Source organism: Rhodococcus sp. NPDC077669 (genome assembly GCF_040686915.1).
In the GTDB taxonomy this organism is placed as follows: domain Bacteria; phylum Actinomycetota; class Actinomycetes; order Mycobacteriales; family Mycobacteriaceae; genus Rhodococcoides; species Rhodococcoides fascians.
Map to the genome: position 1 here is coordinate 315,683 of NZ_JBFBMD010000004.1, position 18,518 is coordinate 334,200.

Annotated in this window: 18 protein-coding genes; 1 reads left to right on the plus strand and 17 read right to left on the minus strand. The window is 66.3% G+C overall.

Annotated elements, in window-relative coordinates; all coding sequences use genetic code 11:
* Nucleotides 1-146: 146 nt before the first annotated feature.
* The 10 genes from pyrF to AB0P23_RS07680 form a co-directional block, all read right to left on the minus strand.
* Nucleotides 147-977, minus strand: coding sequence for an orotidine-5'-phosphate decarboxylase (gene pyrF, locus AB0P23_RS07635; RefSeq protein WP_032372475.1), 831 nt, complete (start codon nt 975-977; stop codon nt 147-149).
* On the minus strand, nt 974-4,315 hold the full coding sequence (gene carB / locus AB0P23_RS07640; RefSeq protein WP_206497521.1) for a carbamoyl-phosphate synthase large subunit: 3,342 nt from the start codon (nt 4,313-4,315) through the stop codon (nt 974-976). Before carB ends, pyrF begins: the two co-directional genes overlap by 4 nt.
* Nucleotides 4,315-5,445, minus strand: a complete 1,131-nt coding sequence (gene carA, locus AB0P23_RS07645) for a glutamine-hydrolyzing carbamoyl-phosphate synthase small subunit (RefSeq protein ID WP_032370494.1) — start codon at nt 5,443-5,445, stop codon at nt 4,315-4,317. The genes carB and carA overlap by 1 nt, the downstream gene beginning before the upstream one ends.
* A complete protein-coding gene (locus AB0P23_RS07650) occupies nt 5,442-5,948 on the minus strand; it encodes a hypothetical protein (RefSeq protein WP_032372477.1) in 507 nt (168 codons plus the stop codon). The genes carA and AB0P23_RS07650 overlap by 4 nt, the downstream gene beginning before the upstream one ends.
* Before the next feature lie 4 nt (nt 5,949-5,952).
* Nucleotides 5,953-7,269 (minus strand): dihydroorotase, encoded by a 1,317-nt coding sequence (locus AB0P23_RS07655; RefSeq protein WP_027496982.1) that lies wholly within the window; start codon nt 7,267-7,269, stop codon nt 5,953-5,955.
* The gene (locus tag AB0P23_RS07660) at nt 7,266-8,234 is read right to left on the minus strand and encodes an aspartate carbamoyltransferase catalytic subunit (RefSeq protein WP_032372478.1); all 969 of its coding nucleotides are present in this window, start codon (nt 8,232-8,234) and stop codon (nt 7,266-7,268) included. Before AB0P23_RS07660 ends, AB0P23_RS07655 begins: the two co-directional genes overlap by 4 nt.
* A complete protein-coding gene (gene pyrR, locus AB0P23_RS07665; protein ID WP_032372479.1) occupies nt 8,231-8,818 on the minus strand; it encodes a bifunctional pyr operon transcriptional regulator/uracil phosphoribosyltransferase PyrR in 588 nt (195 codons plus the stop codon). Before pyrR ends, AB0P23_RS07660 begins: the two co-directional genes overlap by 4 nt.
* Before the next feature lie 141 nt (nt 8,819-8,959).
* On the minus strand, nt 8,960-9,514 hold the full coding sequence (gene nusB, locus AB0P23_RS07670; RefSeq protein WP_032370491.1) for a transcription antitermination factor NusB: 555 nt from the start codon (nt 9,512-9,514) through the stop codon (nt 8,960-8,962).
* A 1-nt stretch (nt 9,515) separates the two neighbouring features.
* Entirely contained in the window at nt 9,516-10,079 is a 564-nt protein-coding gene (gene efp, locus AB0P23_RS07675; protein ID WP_027496978.1) for an elongation factor P, read from the minus strand.
* Nucleotides 10,080-10,155: 76 nt separating this feature from the next.
* Entirely contained in the window at nt 10,156-11,247 is a 1,092-nt protein-coding gene (locus tag AB0P23_RS07680) for a Xaa-Pro peptidase family protein (RefSeq protein WP_032372481.1), read from the minus strand.
* Nucleotides 11,248-11,362: 115 nt separating this feature from the next.
* Between AB0P23_RS07680 and AB0P23_RS07685 the strand changes: the two genes are divergently transcribed.
* Nucleotides 11,363-12,013, plus strand: coding sequence for a B-4DMT family transporter (locus AB0P23_RS07685; RefSeq protein WP_219519392.1), 651 nt, complete (start codon nt 11,363-11,365; stop codon nt 12,011-12,013).
* Nucleotides 12,014-12,115: 102 nt separating this feature from the next.
* On the opposite strand, the gene aroB is transcribed toward AB0P23_RS07685, so the two are convergent.
* From aroB to ruvX, 7 genes are all read right to left on the minus strand, one after another.
* Nucleotides 12,116-13,228, minus strand: coding sequence for a 3-dehydroquinate synthase (gene aroB, locus AB0P23_RS07690; protein ID WP_032372482.1), 1,113 nt, complete (start codon nt 13,226-13,228; stop codon nt 12,116-12,118).
* A gap of 10 nt (nt 13,229-13,238) precedes the next feature.
* On the minus strand, nt 13,239-13,793 hold the full coding sequence (locus tag AB0P23_RS07695; protein ID WP_032372483.1) for a shikimate kinase: 555 nt from the start codon (nt 13,791-13,793) through the stop codon (nt 13,239-13,241).
* Nucleotides 13,790-14,977 carry a chorismate synthase gene (gene aroC, locus AB0P23_RS07700; protein ID WP_206497520.1) on the minus strand — a complete coding sequence of 396 codons (1,188 nt, stop codon included), beginning with the start codon at nt 14,975-14,977 and terminating at the stop codon, nt 13,790-13,792. Before aroC ends, AB0P23_RS07695 begins: the two co-directional genes overlap by 4 nt.
* Before the next feature lie 12 nt (nt 14,978-14,989).
* A complete protein-coding gene (locus AB0P23_RS07705; RefSeq protein WP_080736532.1) occupies nt 14,990-15,577 on the minus strand; it encodes a prepilin peptidase in 588 nt (195 codons plus the stop codon).
* A gap of 162 nt (nt 15,578-15,739) precedes the next feature.
* A complete protein-coding gene (locus tag AB0P23_RS07710) occupies nt 15,740-16,552 on the minus strand; it encodes a shikimate dehydrogenase (protein WP_206497519.1) in 813 nt (270 codons plus the stop codon).
* Between the two features lies 1 nt (nt 16,553).
* The gene (locus tag AB0P23_RS07715) at nt 16,554-17,987 is read right to left on the minus strand and encodes an endolytic transglycosylase MltG (RefSeq protein ID WP_206497518.1); all 1,434 of its coding nucleotides are present in this window, start codon (nt 17,985-17,987) and stop codon (nt 16,554-16,556) included.
* Nucleotides 17,984-18,517 carry a Holliday junction resolvase RuvX gene (ruvX, locus tag AB0P23_RS07720; RefSeq protein WP_206497594.1) on the minus strand — a complete coding sequence of 178 codons (534 nt, stop codon included), beginning with the start codon at nt 18,515-18,517 and terminating at the stop codon, nt 17,984-17,986. Before ruvX ends, AB0P23_RS07715 begins: the two co-directional genes overlap by 4 nt.
* Nucleotide 18,518 lies beyond the last annotated feature (1 nt).

Below are 18,518 nucleotides of genomic sequence, written 5' to 3' on the forward strand. Positions count from 1 at the left end.
GCCGCTCATCGGTAGGTGCCTGCCGAGGACCATCCGTGCAGGGGTTCCCGGTCGATTCGCATTGTCGTCGGCAGCGTTAGCGACCGTACCGACGACGGGCGCTCACCGCTAACCCACCCCCACACGCTCGCCGACGCGACCATGGACTATGCGAGACCCGCTTCGATCTCGTCACGCAACTGCGTCGCCGCCGCACGCAACGCCGTCACCGACGGACCCGCCGCCAGCACACTCCGAGAGGAGTTCGGCAACAGCAGCTCTCGGCAATCACGGAAGATCTCTGCCAGATCGTTCACCGTGGCACCTTGGGCACCCAAGCCGGGCGCGAGCACCGGCCCGCGGTAGCCCGACAGATCGAGGCCGTGATCGCGGGTGGCGCCGACCACCAGGCCCACCGTGTCCGCATCGACACGGTTGCGCGCAGCCGCCGCGTCGACGATCGACTGCGCAACGGACCCACCCGTCGACATCGACGCGTGCTGCAGCGCGGAACCTTCCGGATTCGACGTCCGGGCAAGGACGAACACACCGCGGTCGTTTGCGACAGCTCGGTCGATCGCCGCACCCAACGAGTCGAACCCCAGGTACGGCGACACCGTGACGGCATCGGACGACAACGGAGAACCCGGCTCCAGCCACGCCTGCGCGTACGCATCCATCGTCGTTCCGATATCGCCGCGCTTGGCATCGGCGATCACCAACGTGCCTGCGTCCCGCAACACCCCGACAGTGCGCTCGAGAACCGCATAGCCGGCTGAACCGTACGACTCGAAGAACGCCACCTGAGGCTTGACGACAGCCACCTCACCGACGAACGCCTCCACACACAGCTCGGCGAAGACCTCGAGACCGTCCGCCGAGCGCGGCAGGTCCCACGCCTCGAGCAGAGCCGGATGCGGATCGATGCCGACGCACAGCCGACCGCGCGCGGCGACCGCTGCCCGGAGCCGGTCCGACCAACTGTGGTGATGACTCACGGCAGAACCAGGCCTTCCTTCAGACCCGCATGCAGATCCTGCAGGGAACGAACACCGATTCCACCGGCGATGGCGGCCTCGATGCCCTGCACTGCGGCCGACGCACCCTGCACCGTGGTGATGCACGGAATGTTCTGCGCCACAGCGGCAGAACGGATTTCGTATCCGTCGACGCGGGGACCGGAGTTGCCGTACGGGGTATTGATGACCATCGCGATGTCGCCGGCCAGGATGCGGTCGACGATCGTCTGCTCACCCTCCGGGACATCCTCGCCCGACTGCTTGTACACCTGCTCGCACTTGATTCCGTTGCGCCGCAACACATCTGCGGTTCCTTCGGTGGCCAGGATGTCGAACCCGAGATCGGCGAGTCGTTTCACCGGGAAGATCAACGACCGCTTGTCCTTGTTCGCCACCGACACGAATACTGCACCGCCGGCGGGCAGCGAACCGTACGCGGCGGTCTGACTCTTGGCGAAGGCAGTGCCGAAATCGAAGTCGATACCCATCACCTCACCGGTGGACTTCATCTCCGGGCTGAGCAGTGTGTCGACGCCGGTTCCGTCCGCGCGGCGGAACCTGTTGAACGGCAACACCGCTTCCTTGACGGCGATAGGCGCACCCGCCGGGACGGTGCCACCGTCTCCGGTCTCCGGCAGGATTCCCGCAATCCGAAGTTCGGCGATGCTCTCCCCCAACATCACTCGGGCGCAGGCCTTCGCCAGCTGCACGGCCGTCGCCTTGGACACGAACGGCACCGTCCGGCTGGCCCGAGGGTTGGCCTCGAGGACGTACAGAATGTCGTCCTTGAGGGCGTACTGCACGTTCAGCAGGCCCTGGACACCGATTCCCTTCGCGAGGGCTTCGGTCGATCGACGCACGTTCTCCAAGTCGGTCTTGCCGAGCGTGATCGGCGGGAGCGCACATGCGGAGTCGCCGGAGTGGATGCCGGCCTCCTCGATGTGCTCCATGATGCCGCCGATGTACACCTCGGTGCCGTCGCACAGCGCGTCGACGTCGATCTCCACGGCATCTTCCAGGAACCGGTCGACCAGCACCGGTCGGTCGTCCGAGATCTCCGTCGCATTGGAGATGTAGGTCGCCAGGGATGCCTCGTCGTAGACGATCTCCATACCGCGTCCGCCCAGCACGTACGACGGGCGCACCAACACCGGGTAACCGATTCCTGCGGCGATCTCACGCGCCCCGTCGAACGTCGTCGCGGTGCCGTACTTGGCTGCCGGCAGTCCTGCCGCGTCCAGTACCTTGCCGAACTCTCCGCGGTCCTCGGCGAGGTCGATGGCCTCGGGAGAGGTTCCGACGATGGGTACGCCTGCGGCTTTCAGTCGCTTCGCCAGACCGAGCGGGGTCTGTCCGCCCAGCTGCACGATGACCCCGCGCACCGTTCCCGACGCCGCCTCGGCCCGGTACACCTCGAGCACGTCCTCGAACGTCAGCGGCTCGAAGTACAGGCGATCGGCGGTGTCGTAGTCGGTGGAGACGGTCTCGGGGTTGCAGTTGACCATGACCGTCTCGTAGCCGGCCTCGGACAGCGTCAGCGCCGCGTGCACACAGCTGTAGTCGAATTCGATGCCCTGACCGATGCGGTTGGGACCGGATCCGAGGATCAGGACCTTGGGCCGGTCCGGCTGCGGGGCAACCTCGGTCTCGGCTTCGGGGTCGAGCTCGTAGGTGCCGTAGTGGTACGGGGTCTTGGCCTCGAACTCCGCCGCACAGGTGTCGACAGTCTTGTAGACCGGGTGCACACCGAGCTCGTCGCGCAGCGCCCGCACTCCGTCCTCACCGTCGAGTTCGGGTCGCAGAGCGGCGATCTGGCGATCGGACAGACCGTGGTACTTGGCCTGACGCAGCAGCGCCTCGTCGAATTCGGCCGCCTCGCGAACCTGGACGCCGAGTTCGTGGATCTGCTGGAACTGGTCGAGAAACCACGGGTCGATCTTGGTCGCCTCGAACAGCTGCTCGGGGGTGGCACCGAGAGCGAAGGCCTTCTCGATCCCGTACATCCGACCGTCCTGCGGAACGGACAGGTCCTTCAGCAACGCGTCCAGACTTTCTGCCTCGACCTCAGGGCCGGTCCAGTAGCCCGCGCGCTTGGTTTCGAGCGAGCGCATCACCTTGCCGAAGGCCTCGGTGAAGTTGCGGCCGATGGACATCGCCTCGCCGACGGACTTCATCGTCGTGGTCAGCGTGCCGTCGGCACCGGGGAACTTCTCGAACGCGAATCGCGGTGCCTTGACCACCACGTAGTCCAGCGTCGGCTCGAAGCAGGCCGGCGTCTCCTTGGTGATGTCGTTGACGATCTCGTCGAGGGTGTACCCGATGGCCAGCTTGGCGGCCATCTTGGCGATCGGGTAGCCCGTGGCCTTGGACGCCAGAGCCGACGAGCGTGACACGCGCGGGTTCATCTCGATGACGACCAGTCGGCCGTCGGCCGGATCCATGGCGAACTGGATGTTGCAGCCACCGGTGTCGACGCCCACCTCGCGCAGGATGTCGATGGAGAGGTCGCGCATCTTCTGGTACTCGCGGTCGGTCAGCGTCATCGCGGGCGCAACGGTGACCGAGTCACCGGTGTGCACGCCGACCGGGTCGACGTTCTCGATGGAACAGACGATGACCACGTTGTCGCGGCCGTCACGCATGAGCTCGAGCTCGTATTCCTTCCAGCCGAGGATGGACTCCTCGATCAGCACGTTGGCCGTCGGGGACGCCGCCAGGCCGCCTCCCGCGATCCGAGTCAGGTCCTCGTCGTTGTAGGCCAATCCCGAACCGAGCCCACCCATCGTGAACGACGGCCGGACGACGACCGGGAAACCGAGCTCGGCGACGGTCTCGCGTACCTCGTCCATCGTGTAGCAGACGGCCGACTTGGCGGATTCTCCACCGACCTTGGCGACGATGTCCTTGAACTTCTGTCGGTCCTCGCCGCGCTGGATCGCGTCGAAGTCGGCACCGATCAGTTCGACGCCGTACTTGGTGAGAATGCCCTGATCGTGCAGAGCGACAGCAGCATTGAGAGCCGTCTGTCCGCCCAGGGTCGCGAGTACGGCCTGGATGGGGTGGCCCTGCTCGGCCTCGCGAGCGAAGATCTTCTCGATGAACTCCGCGGTGATCGGCTCGACGTACGTCGCGTCGGCGAACTCCGGGTCGGTCATGATCGTGGCCGGGTTCGAGTTGACGAGGCTGACCCGCAGGCCTTCCTCACGAAGCACTCGACACGCCTGGGTGCCGGAGTAGTCGAACTCGCAGGCCTGGCCGATGACGATCGGGCCGGATCCGATGACCAGGACGTGGTTCAGGTCTGTGCGGCGTGGCATTACTTCTTCTCCTGAAGGACGCTGGTGAAACGGTCGAAGAGGTAGGCGGCGTCGTGCGGGCCGGCCGCGGCCTCGGGGTGGTACTGCACCGAGAAGGCGCTGCCGCCGATCAGCTCGACGCCCTCGACGGTGCCGTCGTTGGCGCAGGTGTGGCTGATTCGTGCTCGACCGAAGTCGGTGTCGAACTCCTCGCCGGCTTCACCTTCGAGTGCGAACCCGTGATTCTGCGCGGTAATCGCGATGCGACCGGTGGTGTGCTCGATGACCGGGATGTTCATGCCGCGGTGGCCGAACTTCATCTTGTACGTGCCGCGACCCAGTGCCCGCCCGAAGATCTGGTTGCCGAAGCAGATGCCGAACAGCGGCAGCTCTCGTTCGAGTACCTGCCTTGTCAGCGCGACACTCGTGTCTGCCGTGGCCGGGTCTCCCGGGCCGTTGGACAGGAACACACCGTCCGGGTTCAGTTCGAGAACCTGCTCGATGCTGGTGTTCGACGGCACCACGTGCACGCGGATACCGCGCTCGGCGAACATTCGTGGAGTGTTGGTCTTGATGCCGAGATCGACTGCCACGACGGTGAATCGAGCGTCGCCGGTCGGTTCGATGGTGTACCCGGCACCGGTGGTCACCTCGCCGGCGAGATCCGCGCCGAGCATGGACTGCTGACCGGTCACCTGCTCGAGCATCTCTTCAGAGGTGCCAAGGGCGTCGCCCGAGAACACTCCCGCCCGCATCGAACCGCGCGTACGCAGGTGCCGAACCAGGGCACGCGTGTCGATTCCGGCGATGCCGACGACGTTCTGCGCCTCGAGCTGGTCTTGCAGCGTTCCGGTCGAGCGCCAGCTCGACGTCCGGCGCGCTGGATCTCGAACGACGTAACCGGCGACCCAGATCTTGTTGGGATCCTGGGCACTGGCCGCCTCGCCGTCCTCCTGGTTCCAGCCGGTGTTACCGATCTGCGGAGCCGTGGCCACCACGATCTGGCGGTGGTAGCTCGGATCGGTCAGCGTCTCCTGGTATCCGGTCATACCGGTGCAGAAGACGGCTTCGCCGAGCGTGCGTCCCTGGGCCCCGAACGTGGTGCCGCGGAACGTCCGGCCGTCCTCCAGAACAAGAACTGCGCTGCTCACGCGGTTTCCTCCTTGGTTTCTCCGGTGAAACCCTCTGTCCACACCGGGTAGATCTGCTTGTCGTCGGCCCTGAAGCCGGTGTCTATCTCGGTCCCCGTCGGCAACTCCCATCGGATCACCAGGAGACCGTCCTTGGTCATGACCTTGCCCGCGAGTCCGCGCTCGGTACGGATCGCCCGGATCGATTCGTTCGGAATCCAGATGGGTGACTCGCCGTCCCGATCGAGGAGGATTCCCTTCTCGTGTCGTGACAGCTCGCCGGTGGCGCGGTGGCCGATGTCGCCCACGGCGATCCGGTCCTGCCAACTCGGCGCAATGGTGCTGCCGACGTAGAGCCCGGTGGCCGGCTGGATTCGGTTGGCACCCAGGTCGTCCGGCACGGCCGGGAACTCGCCGATGCGTCCTTCCTGACGCTTCTGACGCCCGCGCCAACCCCGGAAGATCAGCGCGATCATCAGCGCCCAGAACAGGATGAAGCCGATGACGATGAGAACTCTGTCCACGGCTCTACTCCCCTGCCCTGTTCGCCACGACTCCGTCGCGGACGGTGATACGTCCACGGAAGACGGTCGTGGTCACCTTGGACGAGAAGCTCATGTCCTCGAACGGTGTGTTGTGTGCGACGCTGGCGAGCTTCTTGCCCGACACCGTCCAGTCGGCCTTCGGATCGACCAGCGTCAGGTTGGCGATTTCGCCCACCTCGATCGGACGGCCCTGATCGGCCAGGCCGACGATCTCGGCCGGACGTTCGCTCATGACCCTCGCCACACCGCGCCAGTCCAGCAGACCCGGGTTCACCATCGTGTCGACGACGATCGACAGCGCGGTCTCCAGTCCGAGCATCCCGGGCCGCGCGATGGAGAACTCACAGCACTTGTCCTGCTCGGCATGCGGTGCGTGATCGGTTGCCACGCAATCGATCACGCCGTCGGCAAGACCCCTGCGCAACGCGTCCACGTCGGACTTCTCGCGCAACGGCGGGTTCACCTTGTTGACGGCGTCGTACGTCTCCAGACGCGAGTCGTCGAGGAGCAGGTGATGGGGCGTTACCTCGGCGGTGATCGAAATTCCCTGCCCCCGAGCCCATTTCAGCAACTCGACGGTGCCGGCAGTGGAGGCATGGCAGATGTGCACCCGCGCATTCGCGTCCCGAGCGAGCAGGGCATCGCGCGCGACGATCGATTCCTCGGCGGCACGGGGCCATCCGGTGAGACCGAGCCGGGCGGCGTTGGGACCCTCGTGAGCGACCGAACCGACGGTCAATCGCGGTTCTTCCGCATGCTGGGCGATCAACACTCCGAGCGAACTCGAGTACTCCAGTGCGCGACGCATGATCAAGGGATCGTCGACGCAGTGGCCGTCGTCGGAGAACATCTTGACCCGACCGACCCCGGCAGCCATCGTGGCCATCTCGGCCAGCTGCTTGCCTTCGAGCCCCACGGTGACGGCCCCGACGGGGTGCACGTCGACGAGCCCGACTTCCTGTCCGCGGCGCCACACATGGTCGGTCACGACGACCGAATCCGCGACCGGCGAGGTGTTGGCCATGGCGAACACGGCGGTGTACCCGCCCAGAGCGGCTGCGGCGGAGCCGGATTCGATGGTCTCGGTGTCTTCCCGACCGGGCTCCCGCAGATGGGTGTGCATGTCGACGAATCCGGGCAGCAGAACCTGGCCGCGCGCCTCGACCACGTCGGCACCGTCGGCGTCGACGTCAGGCCCGATCTCGACGATCTCCTCGCCAGTGATCAGGACGTTCGTTTCGGGGCCCTCGCCGTACAGCAGGACTCCACGCAGCAGTACCGACGGTGCCGGAGCGGTCATGATGCTCCCCCGTCCGAACCGACCAGCAATCGGAACAGGACTGCCATCCGCACGTGAACTCCATTCGTAACCTGTTGCAAGACTGCAGTTTTGGGTGAGTCAGCCACCGAGGACGCGATCTCCATACCGCGCAGCATCGGCCCCGGATGCAGCACCACGGCGTGCTCGGGCAGCAAGTCGAGTCGGCGCTGCGAAAGCCCGTACGTGATCGAGTACTCCCGCGCCGACGGAAAGAACCCGCCGTTCATCCGCTCGGCCTGCACCCGAAGCATCAACACCGCGTCCAACCCGGGTAGCTCGGCATCGATGTCGTGCGAGACCCGAACCGGCCAGCCCTCGACACCGACCGGCAGCAGAGTCGGTGGCGCTACCAGCACGACGTCGGCTCCGAGGGTGGACAGGAGAATCGCGTTCGATCGCGCTACCCGGCTGTGCAGAACATCGCCGACGATCGCGATCCGGCGACCGGAGATATCGCCCAGGCGTTGCCGAACCGTCAGGGCATCGAGTAGCGCCTGAGTGGGGTGTTCGTGGGTACCGTCGCCCGCATTGATGACCGCAGGACCGGCACCAGCGGAACGACCATCGAGACCAGCGCCTTGGTCGGCGGTCCACCGGGCGATCTGGTGCGCGGCACCGGACGCAGGGTGGCGGACGATGAGTGCGTCGGCACCGGCCGCACGCAGGGTCATCGCAGTGTCGCGGAGGGACTCCCCCTTGGATACCGACGAACTGCTGGCGCTGACGTTGATCACGTCGGCACTCATCCATTTGCCCGCGACCTCGAACGACACCCGTGTTCGGGTGGAGTTCTCGAAGAAGACGGTCATGATCGTCCGGCCGCGCAATGTCGGCAGCTTCTTGACCTCGCGACCGAGCAGTGCCTGCTCGAAACGTTCGGCCTCGTCGAGTAGTTCGGTGGCGGATTCTGCGGTGAGGTCGGCGACCGACAGCAGGTGTTTCATCGCGTCGATCCTCCCTCGGACAAGCTGACGCCATCCCGCCCGTCGTGCTCGGAGAGCAGCACCGAGACGTCCTCGGAGCGGGCCGTGGGCACGTTCTTGCCCACGTAATCCGCCCGGAGGGGAAGTTCGCGGTGGCCGCGATCGATCAGGACCGCGAGTTGGACGGCGCGAGGGCGTCCGACATCGCGCAGCGCGTCGAGCGCCGAGCGGACGGTACGGCCGGAAAACAGCACGTCGTCGACCAGAACGACCAGGGCATCGTCGACTCCGCCGGTCGGCACCGAGGTGCGTTCGAGTGGACGGTGCGGCTTGTTGCGCAGATCGTCGCGGTACAGGGTGATGTCGAGCGAGCCGAGCGGGGGCCGCACGCCGGAGAACGCCTCGATACGTTCGGCGAGACGCTCGGCCAGAGTGGTACCGCGAGTGGGAATGCCCAGCAGCACGACACGCGGCGAGTCGGGAGCGTCGAGCGCGGTCTTCTCGATGATCTGGTGAGCCATACGAGAGATGGTCCGACCTACATCGGCTGCGGACAGCAACTCGCGGACGGCAGAATCGGCGGATGAACTTTCGGGCGCAGGCAAACTACGACCTCCTTCTCCGCCTCTCTGGACGGATCGTTAAAGGATGTCTGGCACTAGAACTGCGTAAAGCCTAGCAACGCTCTGCGAACCGGACCCACCAGGCTCGCAGAGCGTTCGGTCACACTGCCGTGGACGGGTGTGTCACTGATCGGAGTCGACCGTCGCATCGTCCGGGCCTGCGGCCTGGGGACGCGACGACACAGCTGCCGCAGCGGCGCGAACCTGCGGTGCCACGAGCACGATCTGGCCGAGTACACCGTTGACGAAGCCCGGCGAATCGTCGGTGGACAGCTGCTTGGCCAGCTCGACGGCCTCGTCGACAGCAACGACCGGTGGGACGTCGGTGGCGTGGAAGAGCTCCCACACCGCGACCCGCAAGATCGCCCGATCGACTGCGGGCAGGCGGCCGATCGTCCAATCCTTGAGATGATCGGCGATCACGCCGTCCAGTCGGTCCAGGTTCTCTGCCACCCCCTCGACCAGCGTGGAGGTGTACTCACTGACCGGTGCGATCGTGTCGTCGCCGCGCGCGAGTTCGATCCGTTCGCTGGTCAGATTCACCGGGTCGACGTTGCGCGCTTCTGCCTCGAACAGGAAATCCACGGCACGCTTGCGGGCCTTGTGGCGCGCACCCAGCTTCTTCGCGCCGGGGACGCCGTTCTGCGAACCGGAGGATGTCGACTTCTTCGATGACACGTTAGGAGTTCACACGCCCGAGGTAGTTGCCGTCACGGGAATCGACCTTGAGCTTGTCGCCGGTGTTGATGAACAACGGCACCGAGATCTCGGCTCCGGTCTCGAGCGTGGCCGGCTTGGTGCCACCGGTCGAGCGGTCTCCCTGCAGGCCGGGGTCGGTGTGCTTGACCTCGAGCTCGACGGTGACGGGCAGCTCGACGTACAGCGGGACGCCCTCGTGCATCGCGACCTGGACGCGAAGGTTCTCGAGCAGGAATCGCGCGCCGTCGCCGACGGTCGCCTCACCGATGGAGAGCTGATCGTAGGTGTCGGCATCCATGAACACGTAGTCGCTACCGTCGTGGTAGAGGTACGTCATGTCGCGTCGGTCGACCGTTGCGGTCTCGACCTTCACACCGGCGTTGAACGTCTTGTCTACGACCTTGCCCGACAGCACGTTCTTGAGCTTGGTTCGCACGAACGCAGGCCCCTTACCGGGCTTGACGTGCTGAAATTCGATGATCGACCACAGCTGGTTCTCCAGGTTGAGAACCAGTCCGTTCTTGAAATCGCTGGTGGAAGCCACTTGCTTCGCGTCTCCTCAATCGTTTGTGCGCGTGACGCGCCGTCGGTCACGTGCGGGATTCGCTCCCGCCCGCGCGCTAGACGGACGTGAGTTCCTTGCTTGTCAGGGTGAGCAGTTCCGGACCCTCGTCGCGAACGACGAGTGTGTCCTCGATCCGAACGCCGCCGCGGCCGGAGAAGTAGACACCCGGTTCGACGGTGACCGCTGCACCGCTCAGCAGTGTACCGGTGCTCGACTTCGCGATTCCCGGCGCTTCGTGAATTTCGAGGCCGACTCCGTGACCGAGCCCGTGCAGGAAGTACTCGCCGTACCCTGCCTCCTCGATGACCGACCGCGATGCGGCGTCGACCGAAGCGGTCTCGATACCGGGTGCCAGCGCCTCGCGACCTGCGGCCTGCGACCGCTGCACCAGTTCGTACAGCTCGCGCTGCCACTGCGCCGGCTCGCCGATGACGAAGGTGCGCGTCATGTCCGAGTGGTACCCGGCCACCAGCGCGCCGAAGTCCAGCTTCACGAAGTCCCCCTCGGCCAGTACGGCGTCGGTCGGCCGGTGATGCGGCACCGCGGAGTTCGCCCCGGCGGCAACGATGGTCTCGAACGAGACGGCGTCGGCACCGTGATCGAGCATCAGCGATTCGAGCTCGCGAGCCACCTCACGCTCGGTCCGGCCCGCGCGAATCCCGCCGCCGCTCAGAAGCTCGGCGAGCGCGTCGTCGGCGGCGCGGCACGCGTCTCGAAGCACACCCACCTCGTACTCGTCCTTGACCATGCGCAGCGATTCCACGACTCCCGGCGCACGCACCAGTTCGAGGCCGCCGTCGAGCTCGGCCCACGCCCGATGGGCGTCGACCGTGACCACATGACTCTCGAAGCCGACACGGGTGCCGCGACCGGAAATACCGGAACCGAGCAGGTGCAGCGCCGACGGGCGGTCGATCTCTGCGCGCAGATCGGGAACCTGCTCGGCGACCTGGGTGACGTAGCGGCCGTCGGTGCAGATCACTGTTCGCTCGTCACCTCCGGTCGACACGAGCAGCGCGGCATTCGAGCCGGTGAAGCCGGTCAGGTAGCGCACATTGAGCAGGTCGGTGATCAGAATCGAGTCGAGGCCGTCCTGGGTCAACAGCTCTCGCAAGGCACCGCGGCGGGCGCCGAAATCAGCAGACATGTTCCCGACATTACTGGTCGGCCGTCAACGGATCGGGAGCCTCGGCTGCGCCGCCCCCACTGCGAACCTGTGGGCCCCGACACACAATCGGCCACGTGCGGATATGCTGTGCCGCATGACTGGGTGGGCAGTGCGTGGCATAGGTATGGCTTTGATCAACGTCGTCGCTCGACTGCTGCTGGGGGCAGCGGTGTCGATGTGGCCTCTGAGCGGTTCGGCGCTGCGATGGGTGGCGTATGCCCTCGTCGTGCTCGTCATCGCCGTCTGGGCCGGCATCGACGGGATCCGCGACCGACGCAGGAACCCGGACCCGGACAAGGGCGAGGACCTGACGATGGTCTGGCTGAAGGCTGCTGTGGTCGGCGGACTGCTCGCCGGATTGCTCAGTTGGATCATCGATTTCTTCGTCGACTTCAGCCTGGGTCAGAACGGACTGATCTTCGAGCTGACCTCGGGCGCAGCGTTCACGATCCTGACGGTGTTCGTCGTCGCGAGCATCGCGATGTTCGTCGGCAGGCAGATCGTCAACCGCGAGGCGAAGAAGAAGTTGGCCACCTCCGACGCCGAGCGAGCACACGAGCGCCAGCTGGTGAACGCGGGCTCGGCCGAGCAGGCGGACCGGGCGGGCACGCGGTCGCAGGCCGAACCGCAATGGGCACCCGAGCACGGCGAGGCCGACACCGAGGTGTTCTCGGCTGTCGACGCCTACGGCAAGCCCCGGATGGACAAGCGCGGCAACCGTCGCGGGAGCGCCGACGCCTCCTGATCCACGCGACACACGTCCAACGGGCGGTGGTCGATGCAGTGTTTGCATCGACCACCGCCCGTTGTGTGTTCGGAGTGTGTCCCAGGCCTACAACACCCGGATCTACAACATGATGGCGGAACCACCGGCCGCCGGAGCCTCGCGCCCCACAGCCGAGAAAGCCGCGACGAGCAGAGCCGGATCCGGGCCCTCGAGTCGACCGGGCTTGGCCAATCCGTCCAGGACGACGAATCGAAGCAAGCCTGCGCGGTTCTTCTTGTCCGTCTGCATTCCCTTGAGCAGATCCGCGAACGCGTGCTCGTCGTAGGTCACCGGCAGGCCGACCGATTCGAGAATCGCCCGATGGCGGTCCGCGGTCGCGTCGTCGAGCCGGCCCGCCAGACGACCGAGCTCGGCGGCAAACACGAGCCCGACCGACACCGCAGCTCCGTGCCGCCAGCGATACTGCTCGCGTCGCTCGATGGCGTGGGCGAGGGTGTGCCCGTAGTTCAGGATCTCCCGTAGATTCGATTCCCGCAGATCGGCGGCCACGACCCTGGCCTTGACTTCCACGGACCGTCTGATGAGCTCCGGCAGTACGTCGCCGGTCGGATCGAGCGCCGCAGCGGGGTCTGATTCGATGATGTCCAGAATCACCGGGTCGGCGATGAAGCCGGTCTTGATCACCTCGGCCAGGCCCGACACGATCTCGTTCTTCGGCACGGTCTCGAGTGTCGCGAGGTCGACCAGCACCGCGGCCGGTTCGTGGAACGAGCCGACCAGGTTCTTGCCGGCATCGGTGTTGATTCCGGTCTTTCCACCGACGGCGGCGTCGACCATGGCCAGCAGAGTCGTCGGAACGTGGACGATTCGAACGCCGCGCATCCACGTCGCCGCCACGAAACCGGCGAGATCGGTGGCCGCGCCGCCGCCGAGCGAGACGATGGCGTCACTTCTGGTCAGGCCGATGCGTCCCAGCACCTCCCAGCAGAATCCGGCGACCGCGAGGTCCTTGCCGTCCTCGGCGTCCGGAACTTCGATGCGGTGTGCATCGATCCCCTTGTCCGCCAATGCAGCTCGCACTGCTTCGGCCGTCTCGGCCAGGGGTGGCTGATGGAAGATCGCGACCGTCGCGGTTCCGGCGAGCTCGTCGACGAGGTCCGTCAACAGGCCTCGGCCGATGATCACCGGGTACGGGTTGGCACTCTCGACCTGGACGCGTACGGGCTCTGTCATCGAATCACCTTCATCTACTGGGGGTTTCGTCGTTCACTTCGCGAACGGGCACCGGTGCGAGAGCAGTGAGCTTGGCCACCAACTGATTCACGACTCGGGCCGGACTACGACTGTCCGTCCGCACTCGCACGGTGGCAACCGAGCGATAGAGGGGGCGGCGGTGACGCATCAATTCCTGGTACTTGGCGCGCGGGTCCGGGCCCGCGAGCAGTGGCCGAGACGTGTTGGCTCCAGTTCGCCGAAGCCCCTCCGACACACTGATTTCCAGATAGACCACAGTGTGCGCGGCGAGCAGCTTTCGGGTTGCAGCCGACAATACGGCTCCGCCGCCGAGGGAAAGAATGCCGTCGTGCGAGGCCAGGGCATCGGCGACGATCCGCTCTTCGATCTCGCGAAATGCAGGCTCACCGTCGTGCGAGAAGATATCGGCGATGGTTCGCCCGGCTTTTCGTTCGATGGCCACGTCGGTATCGAACAGATCCAGATTCAACGCCTGGGCCAGTCGCCGTCCGATGGTCGATTTTCCTGCACCCGGCGGTCCGACGAGGACCGCGTACGGGCTCATCGCGGAGGTCGGGCGGCGGTGCCCTTCACGTAGTGGTCGACGTTGCTCGTCGTCTCCGCCAGCGAATCCCCACCGAACTTCTCCAACGCTGCCTGCGCGAGTACAAGGGCAACCATCGTCTCCGCCACGACTCCGGCGGCCGGAACAGCGCACACGTCCGAGCGCTGGTGGATGGCAACCGCTTCGTCGCCGGTCGACATGTCCACCGTCGACAGCGCGCGGGGAACCGTGGAGATGGGCTTCATCGCGGCGCGCACCCGCAGAGCCTCACCGTTGGTCATTCCGCCTTCGATCCCGCCCGCGCGGTTCGTCGAGCGGAGAATTCCGTCGGGCCCTGGCTTGATCTCGTCGTGTGCGACACTGCCGCGTCGGCGCGCGGTCTCGAAACCGTCGCCCACCTCGACACCCTTGATCGCCTGGATGCCCATCAGCGCAGCCGCCAGTCTGGCGTCGAGCTTGCGTTCACCCGAGACGAACGAGCCGAGGCCGACCGGCAGTCCGTGCACGACGACCTCGACGATGCCGCCGAGGGTGTCGCCGTCTTTCTTGGCGGCTTCGATCTCGGCGATCATGGACTCCTCGGCGGCCTTGTCGAAGGCCCGCACCGGAGACTCGTCGATGGCATCGATGTCCGCGCCCGCGGGCGGCGGGCCGACGTAGGGATCCGAGGCACCGATGGAGATCACGTGCGAGACGACGTCGATGCCGAACGCCTGCTTCAGGAACAGCCGCGCGACCGTTCCGATCGCCACCCGCGCCGCGGTCTCACGCGCACTGGCACGCTCGAGCACCGGACGTGCGTCGTCGAAGCCGTACTTGAGCATCCCGGAGAAGTCGGCATGCCCGGGTCGTGGTCGAGTCAGTGGAGAGTTGCGGGCCAGATCGGCGAGGACGGCCTCGTCGACGGGGTCGGCCGACATCACCTGTTCCCACTTCGGCCATTCGGTGTTGCCGACCTCGATCGCCACCGGCCCGCCCATGGTCCGGCCGTGACGAACGCCGCCCGTGAGGGTCACCTTGTCCGCTTCGAACTTCATGCGGGCACCGCGGCCGTAACCGAGGCGACGGCGAGCGAGTTGGCGAGCAATGTCGTCCGAGGTCACCTCGACTCCCGCGACCATTCCTTCGAGGATGGCGACGAGAGCGGGTCCGTGGGATTCTCCGGCAGTTATCCAGCGCAGCACTCGAACATCTTTTCACGCCGTGGCCGCCGCAACTGCCAGCAGGGTGGCCGCGCACATCGACGGCCCGTGCGCGATGCGCGCACAGGGGTATCCGCAGGCCGCCGCGACCGACCCCACCACGGCTGTGGCCACCGGCGCCGCCAACGCCGCGACGGTCCACCCGGCTGTACCGCCCAGGCAAGCGATCGAACCCACCGACCAGGCGAGCTTGACGTCACCCGCGCCGAACGCCCTCGGCGCACCGAGATGAACCACGAGGTAGATGCCGAACAGCAGCCCGCCGCCCAGCAGAGCCTGAGCTGAACCCGTCGCCACCAGCACTGCCGGAACCACGACCGCACCGGGAACGGTCAACACGTTCGGCAGCCGGCGACACCCCAGATCGACGGCGATCAGCGCAGCGAACCACCACGTCAGTACGCACCAGGTGATCAGCCCCCACGACGCGGCATGCGGGCTGTCCCCGAATCTCCACCACGCCCACCCGGATCCGAGGACACACAGCGCCGGTAGAAGACGCGGCTGCCATCGACGCAACACGACGCGCAGCACCACACCGACCACAGCACCGACCGTGACAGCAACACCCAGACTCCACATGGCTCGAAGCGTCGCACCGAGACGAACCGAGTCGCGCGCACAATCCAGGTCACGAAAAGACCTGTGGACAACCGCCACCCTGTGAACAACCGTCGCCCTGTGCACAGCCGATGATCGACGGGTGCCGATGGAGGTTGCCAGTCGGTCGACCACAGAACGCGGCTACCGAACGACGCCGAGCGCCTCTCGCATGGCCGATCGTGGTGCCGGCATACCGGTGAATTGCTCTACCTGCCCGTAGGCCTGGTTGAGCAGCATCGACAGTCCGCTGATGACGGTTCCGCCGGCGTCGTCGACCGCAGCGGCGAGTGCGGTCGGCCAGGGGTCGTAGATCGCATCGAGTACGACGGGTGCCCGGCCGAGAGCGGCCGCGAAGGGGGCAACCCCGGCTGCGGGGACGGTGCTGACCAGCACGGCCGACGCCGCTGCGACGTCGGCGAGCCCGGGATCGGTGAACTGTGCGAAGTCGGCGCGGAGCCCGGCGGCCACCGCGCACCCGAGAGTGGCCGTCGCACGATCGGCCGATCGAGCAACCACCGTGACCGACGCGGCACCCAGTGTTGCCAGGGCCACGATCGCGGGTCTCGACGTACCTCCTGCACCCACCACCGTCACGGCGGCACCGGTCAGATCGTCGATTCCAGCATCTCGCAGTGCGCCGACGACACCGTCCACGTCCGTGCAGTCCGCCCGCCATCCCGACGCCGTCCGCAGCAGAGTGTTGGCCGACCCGGCCAGGACGGCGCGTTCGGTACGTTCCGACGCGTACGTCAGAGCAGCGACTTTGCCGGGCATCGTCACCGACACGCCGACCCAATCCGGCCCGAAACCGTCGACCAGTCCGGGAAGTTGCTCGGCAGTGCACTCGATACGGTCGTAGGTCCACTCGTCGAGGCCGAGGGCGCGGTAGGCCGCCCGATGGAGCACCGGTGACTTCGAGTGCTCGATCGGGCTGCCGAGTACGGCGGCACGCATGTCAGCGGCCGCTGTCGAGGAATCCGGCTTCCACCTTGCCGATGTTGGCCAGGTGCTCGTCGTAACTGCGGGTGAACAGCGTCTCCCCAGCCTGGTTGATGGTCACGAAGTACAGCCAGTCTCCGTCGGCCGGCATCTCGACGGCCTGTACCGCACCGATGCTCGGGGACGAGATCGGAGTGGCGGGCAGCCCTTCGCTGGCATAGGTGTTCCAGGGCGTCACCGTGGCGCGATCGGCGTCGGTGGTGGCCACCTCGGTGGTGTCGAGCGAGTAGTTCACCGTCGAGTCGAATTCGAGCTTCTGCGGCACCGCGAGACGGTTGAGGATCACCCGCGCCACTTTGCTGAAGTCCTGTGGCAGGGATTCACGCTCCACCAACGAGGCCGCGACGAGTGTGTCGTACGGGGTCAGTCCGGAGTTGCTGCCCGCGGTGAGGATTCCGGTGTCCTCGTACCGGGTGGCGCTCTCGGACACCAGTTGTTTCAGGATGTCCGCAGGAGCGGCGCTGGGATCGAAGTCCCACGTTCCGGCGGCGATCAGACCTTCGAGCTGGCGGTCTCGGTCCGGCACGCCCTCGACGCGGTCGGTTGCCCACTGCGGCACTCCCAGGGCCGCCGGATCGTCGACTGCTCCTGCTGCGTTGAGATCGTCGTAGCTGATGCACGTCGGACTGCCACTGCCGGTCCGATCCACGCAGCTGGCCTCGGAAATCAAGGTATAGATCCCCTTCTTGACCGAACCGGTGTTGACGTCTCTCGCGTCGTGGAGTTGACGCCCCTCCGAGATGACCATGTTTCCCACCCGCGAGGCAGGATCCACCAGCTCCTCGACCGCGCGGGAAGCCGGAACACCGCTGGTGAGCAGGTAGAAGCCCGGCTGGACCGACGTGATCGCATTGTTCTGCAGCGCAGCTTCGAGGAACGCTCCGGAACTCGCCACCACGCCCTTGTTCGCAGCCTCGGTACCAATTTGCTGGGCGGTGTCGTTGGGATGGACCTGAATCACGACTCCGTCACCGGACGAACCGGCCGCGAAGTCCTCGTTCGGTGTCGTTCGATTCCCGAACTTGTTCACTGCGAAGTACCCCCCTCCTGCCACGGCGACGACCAACAGCAGCCCGAGAACCAGGGCGACGACTCGGCCACGACGCTTCCGGCTGGACGCAGCGCGTTCCCTGCGACCGGCGGCGCGGCTCCGACCCACGGCCTGCGGCATCGCTCCGGCATCCGGGTCGACTACCGGGCCGCCGCCGGCCTCGCGATCCGCACGACGGGTGCCCTGCGTATGCGGTTCACTGCGTTGCGGCGGCCGGGACCGATTCATACTCCGGTGGAACTCACTGCCCTCGTCCACGCGATACCCGATCGGATCGGTGTGGGCCTCGTCCGGGGCCACCCGCCGTCGACCCCGATCATCGGACCCATGGTTGCTCACTCGTCGACCTCCGTCGATCCTGAATTCGTCGTTGCTCGGTGCGCCGCGGCCCGTCGTTCGTCGAGCCAACCCTGCAGTATCGCTACCGCGGCGGCCTGGTCGATGACCGATCGCTGATCCTTCGCGCGCACACCACTCTCCCGTAAGGCACGCGACGCGCTCACCGTAGTCAGTCTCTCGTCCGCCATGCGAATCGGCACGTCGCCCAACCTCCTGTGCAGAGAACGGCCGAATCTCTCCGCCGCGTCGACTGCACTTCCACGTTCACCGCGCAACGTCCGAGGCAGTCCGATGACGACCTCGACGGCCTCGTACTCGGCAATGATCTCCGCCACCCGGACGACGTCCGGCGCATCGGGCCCCTTGACCTTGGACCGCGGCACCGTTTCGACGGGCGTCGCGAGGACACCGTCGGGGTCGGACGACGCGATGCCGATGCGAACGCTCCCGACGTCGATGCCGATGCGTCGGCCGCGGCCCGGATCGTCGACGCCGGGTCGATCGGGGCCTCGCCCCTGAGTCGGCACGATC

Bases quoted from the DNA above. Each gene is read 5' to 3' on its own strand.
- aroB (WP_032372482.1), bottom strand. From the start codon at position 13,228: ATGACAGAGCCCGTACGCGTCCAGGTCGAGAGTGCCAACCCGTACCCG.
- AB0P23_RS07655 (WP_027496982.1), bottom strand. From the start codon at position 7,269: ATGACCGCTCCGGCACCGTCGGTACTGCTGCGTGGAGTCCTGCTGTAC.
- AB0P23_RS07680 (WP_032372481.1), bottom strand. From the start codon at position 11,247: ATGTCTGCTGATTTCGGCGCCCGCCGCGGTGCCTTGCGAGAGCTGTTG.
- AB0P23_RS07695 (WP_032372483.1), bottom strand. From the start codon at position 13,793: ATGAGCCCGTACGCGGTCCTCGTCGGACCGCCGGGTGCAGGAAAATCG.
- carB (WP_206497521.1), bottom strand. From the start codon at position 4,315: ATGCCACGCCGCACAGACCTGAACCACGTCCTGGTCATCGGATCCGGC.
- AB0P23_RS07685 (WP_219519392.1), top strand. From the start codon at position 11,363: ATGACTGGGTGGGCAGTGCGTGGCATAGGTATGGCTTTGATCAACGTC.
- AB0P23_RS07710 (WP_206497519.1), bottom strand. From the start codon at position 16,552: ATGCGTGCCGCCGTACTCGGCAGCCCGATCGAGCACTCGAAGTCACCG.
- AB0P23_RS07705 (WP_080736532.1), bottom strand. From the start codon at position 15,577: ATGTGGAGTCTGGGTGTTGCTGTCACGGTCGGTGCTGTGGTCGGTGTG.
- AB0P23_RS07660 (WP_032372478.1), bottom strand. From the start codon at position 8,234: ATGAAACACCTGCTGTCGGTCGCCGACCTCACCGCAGAATCCGCCACC.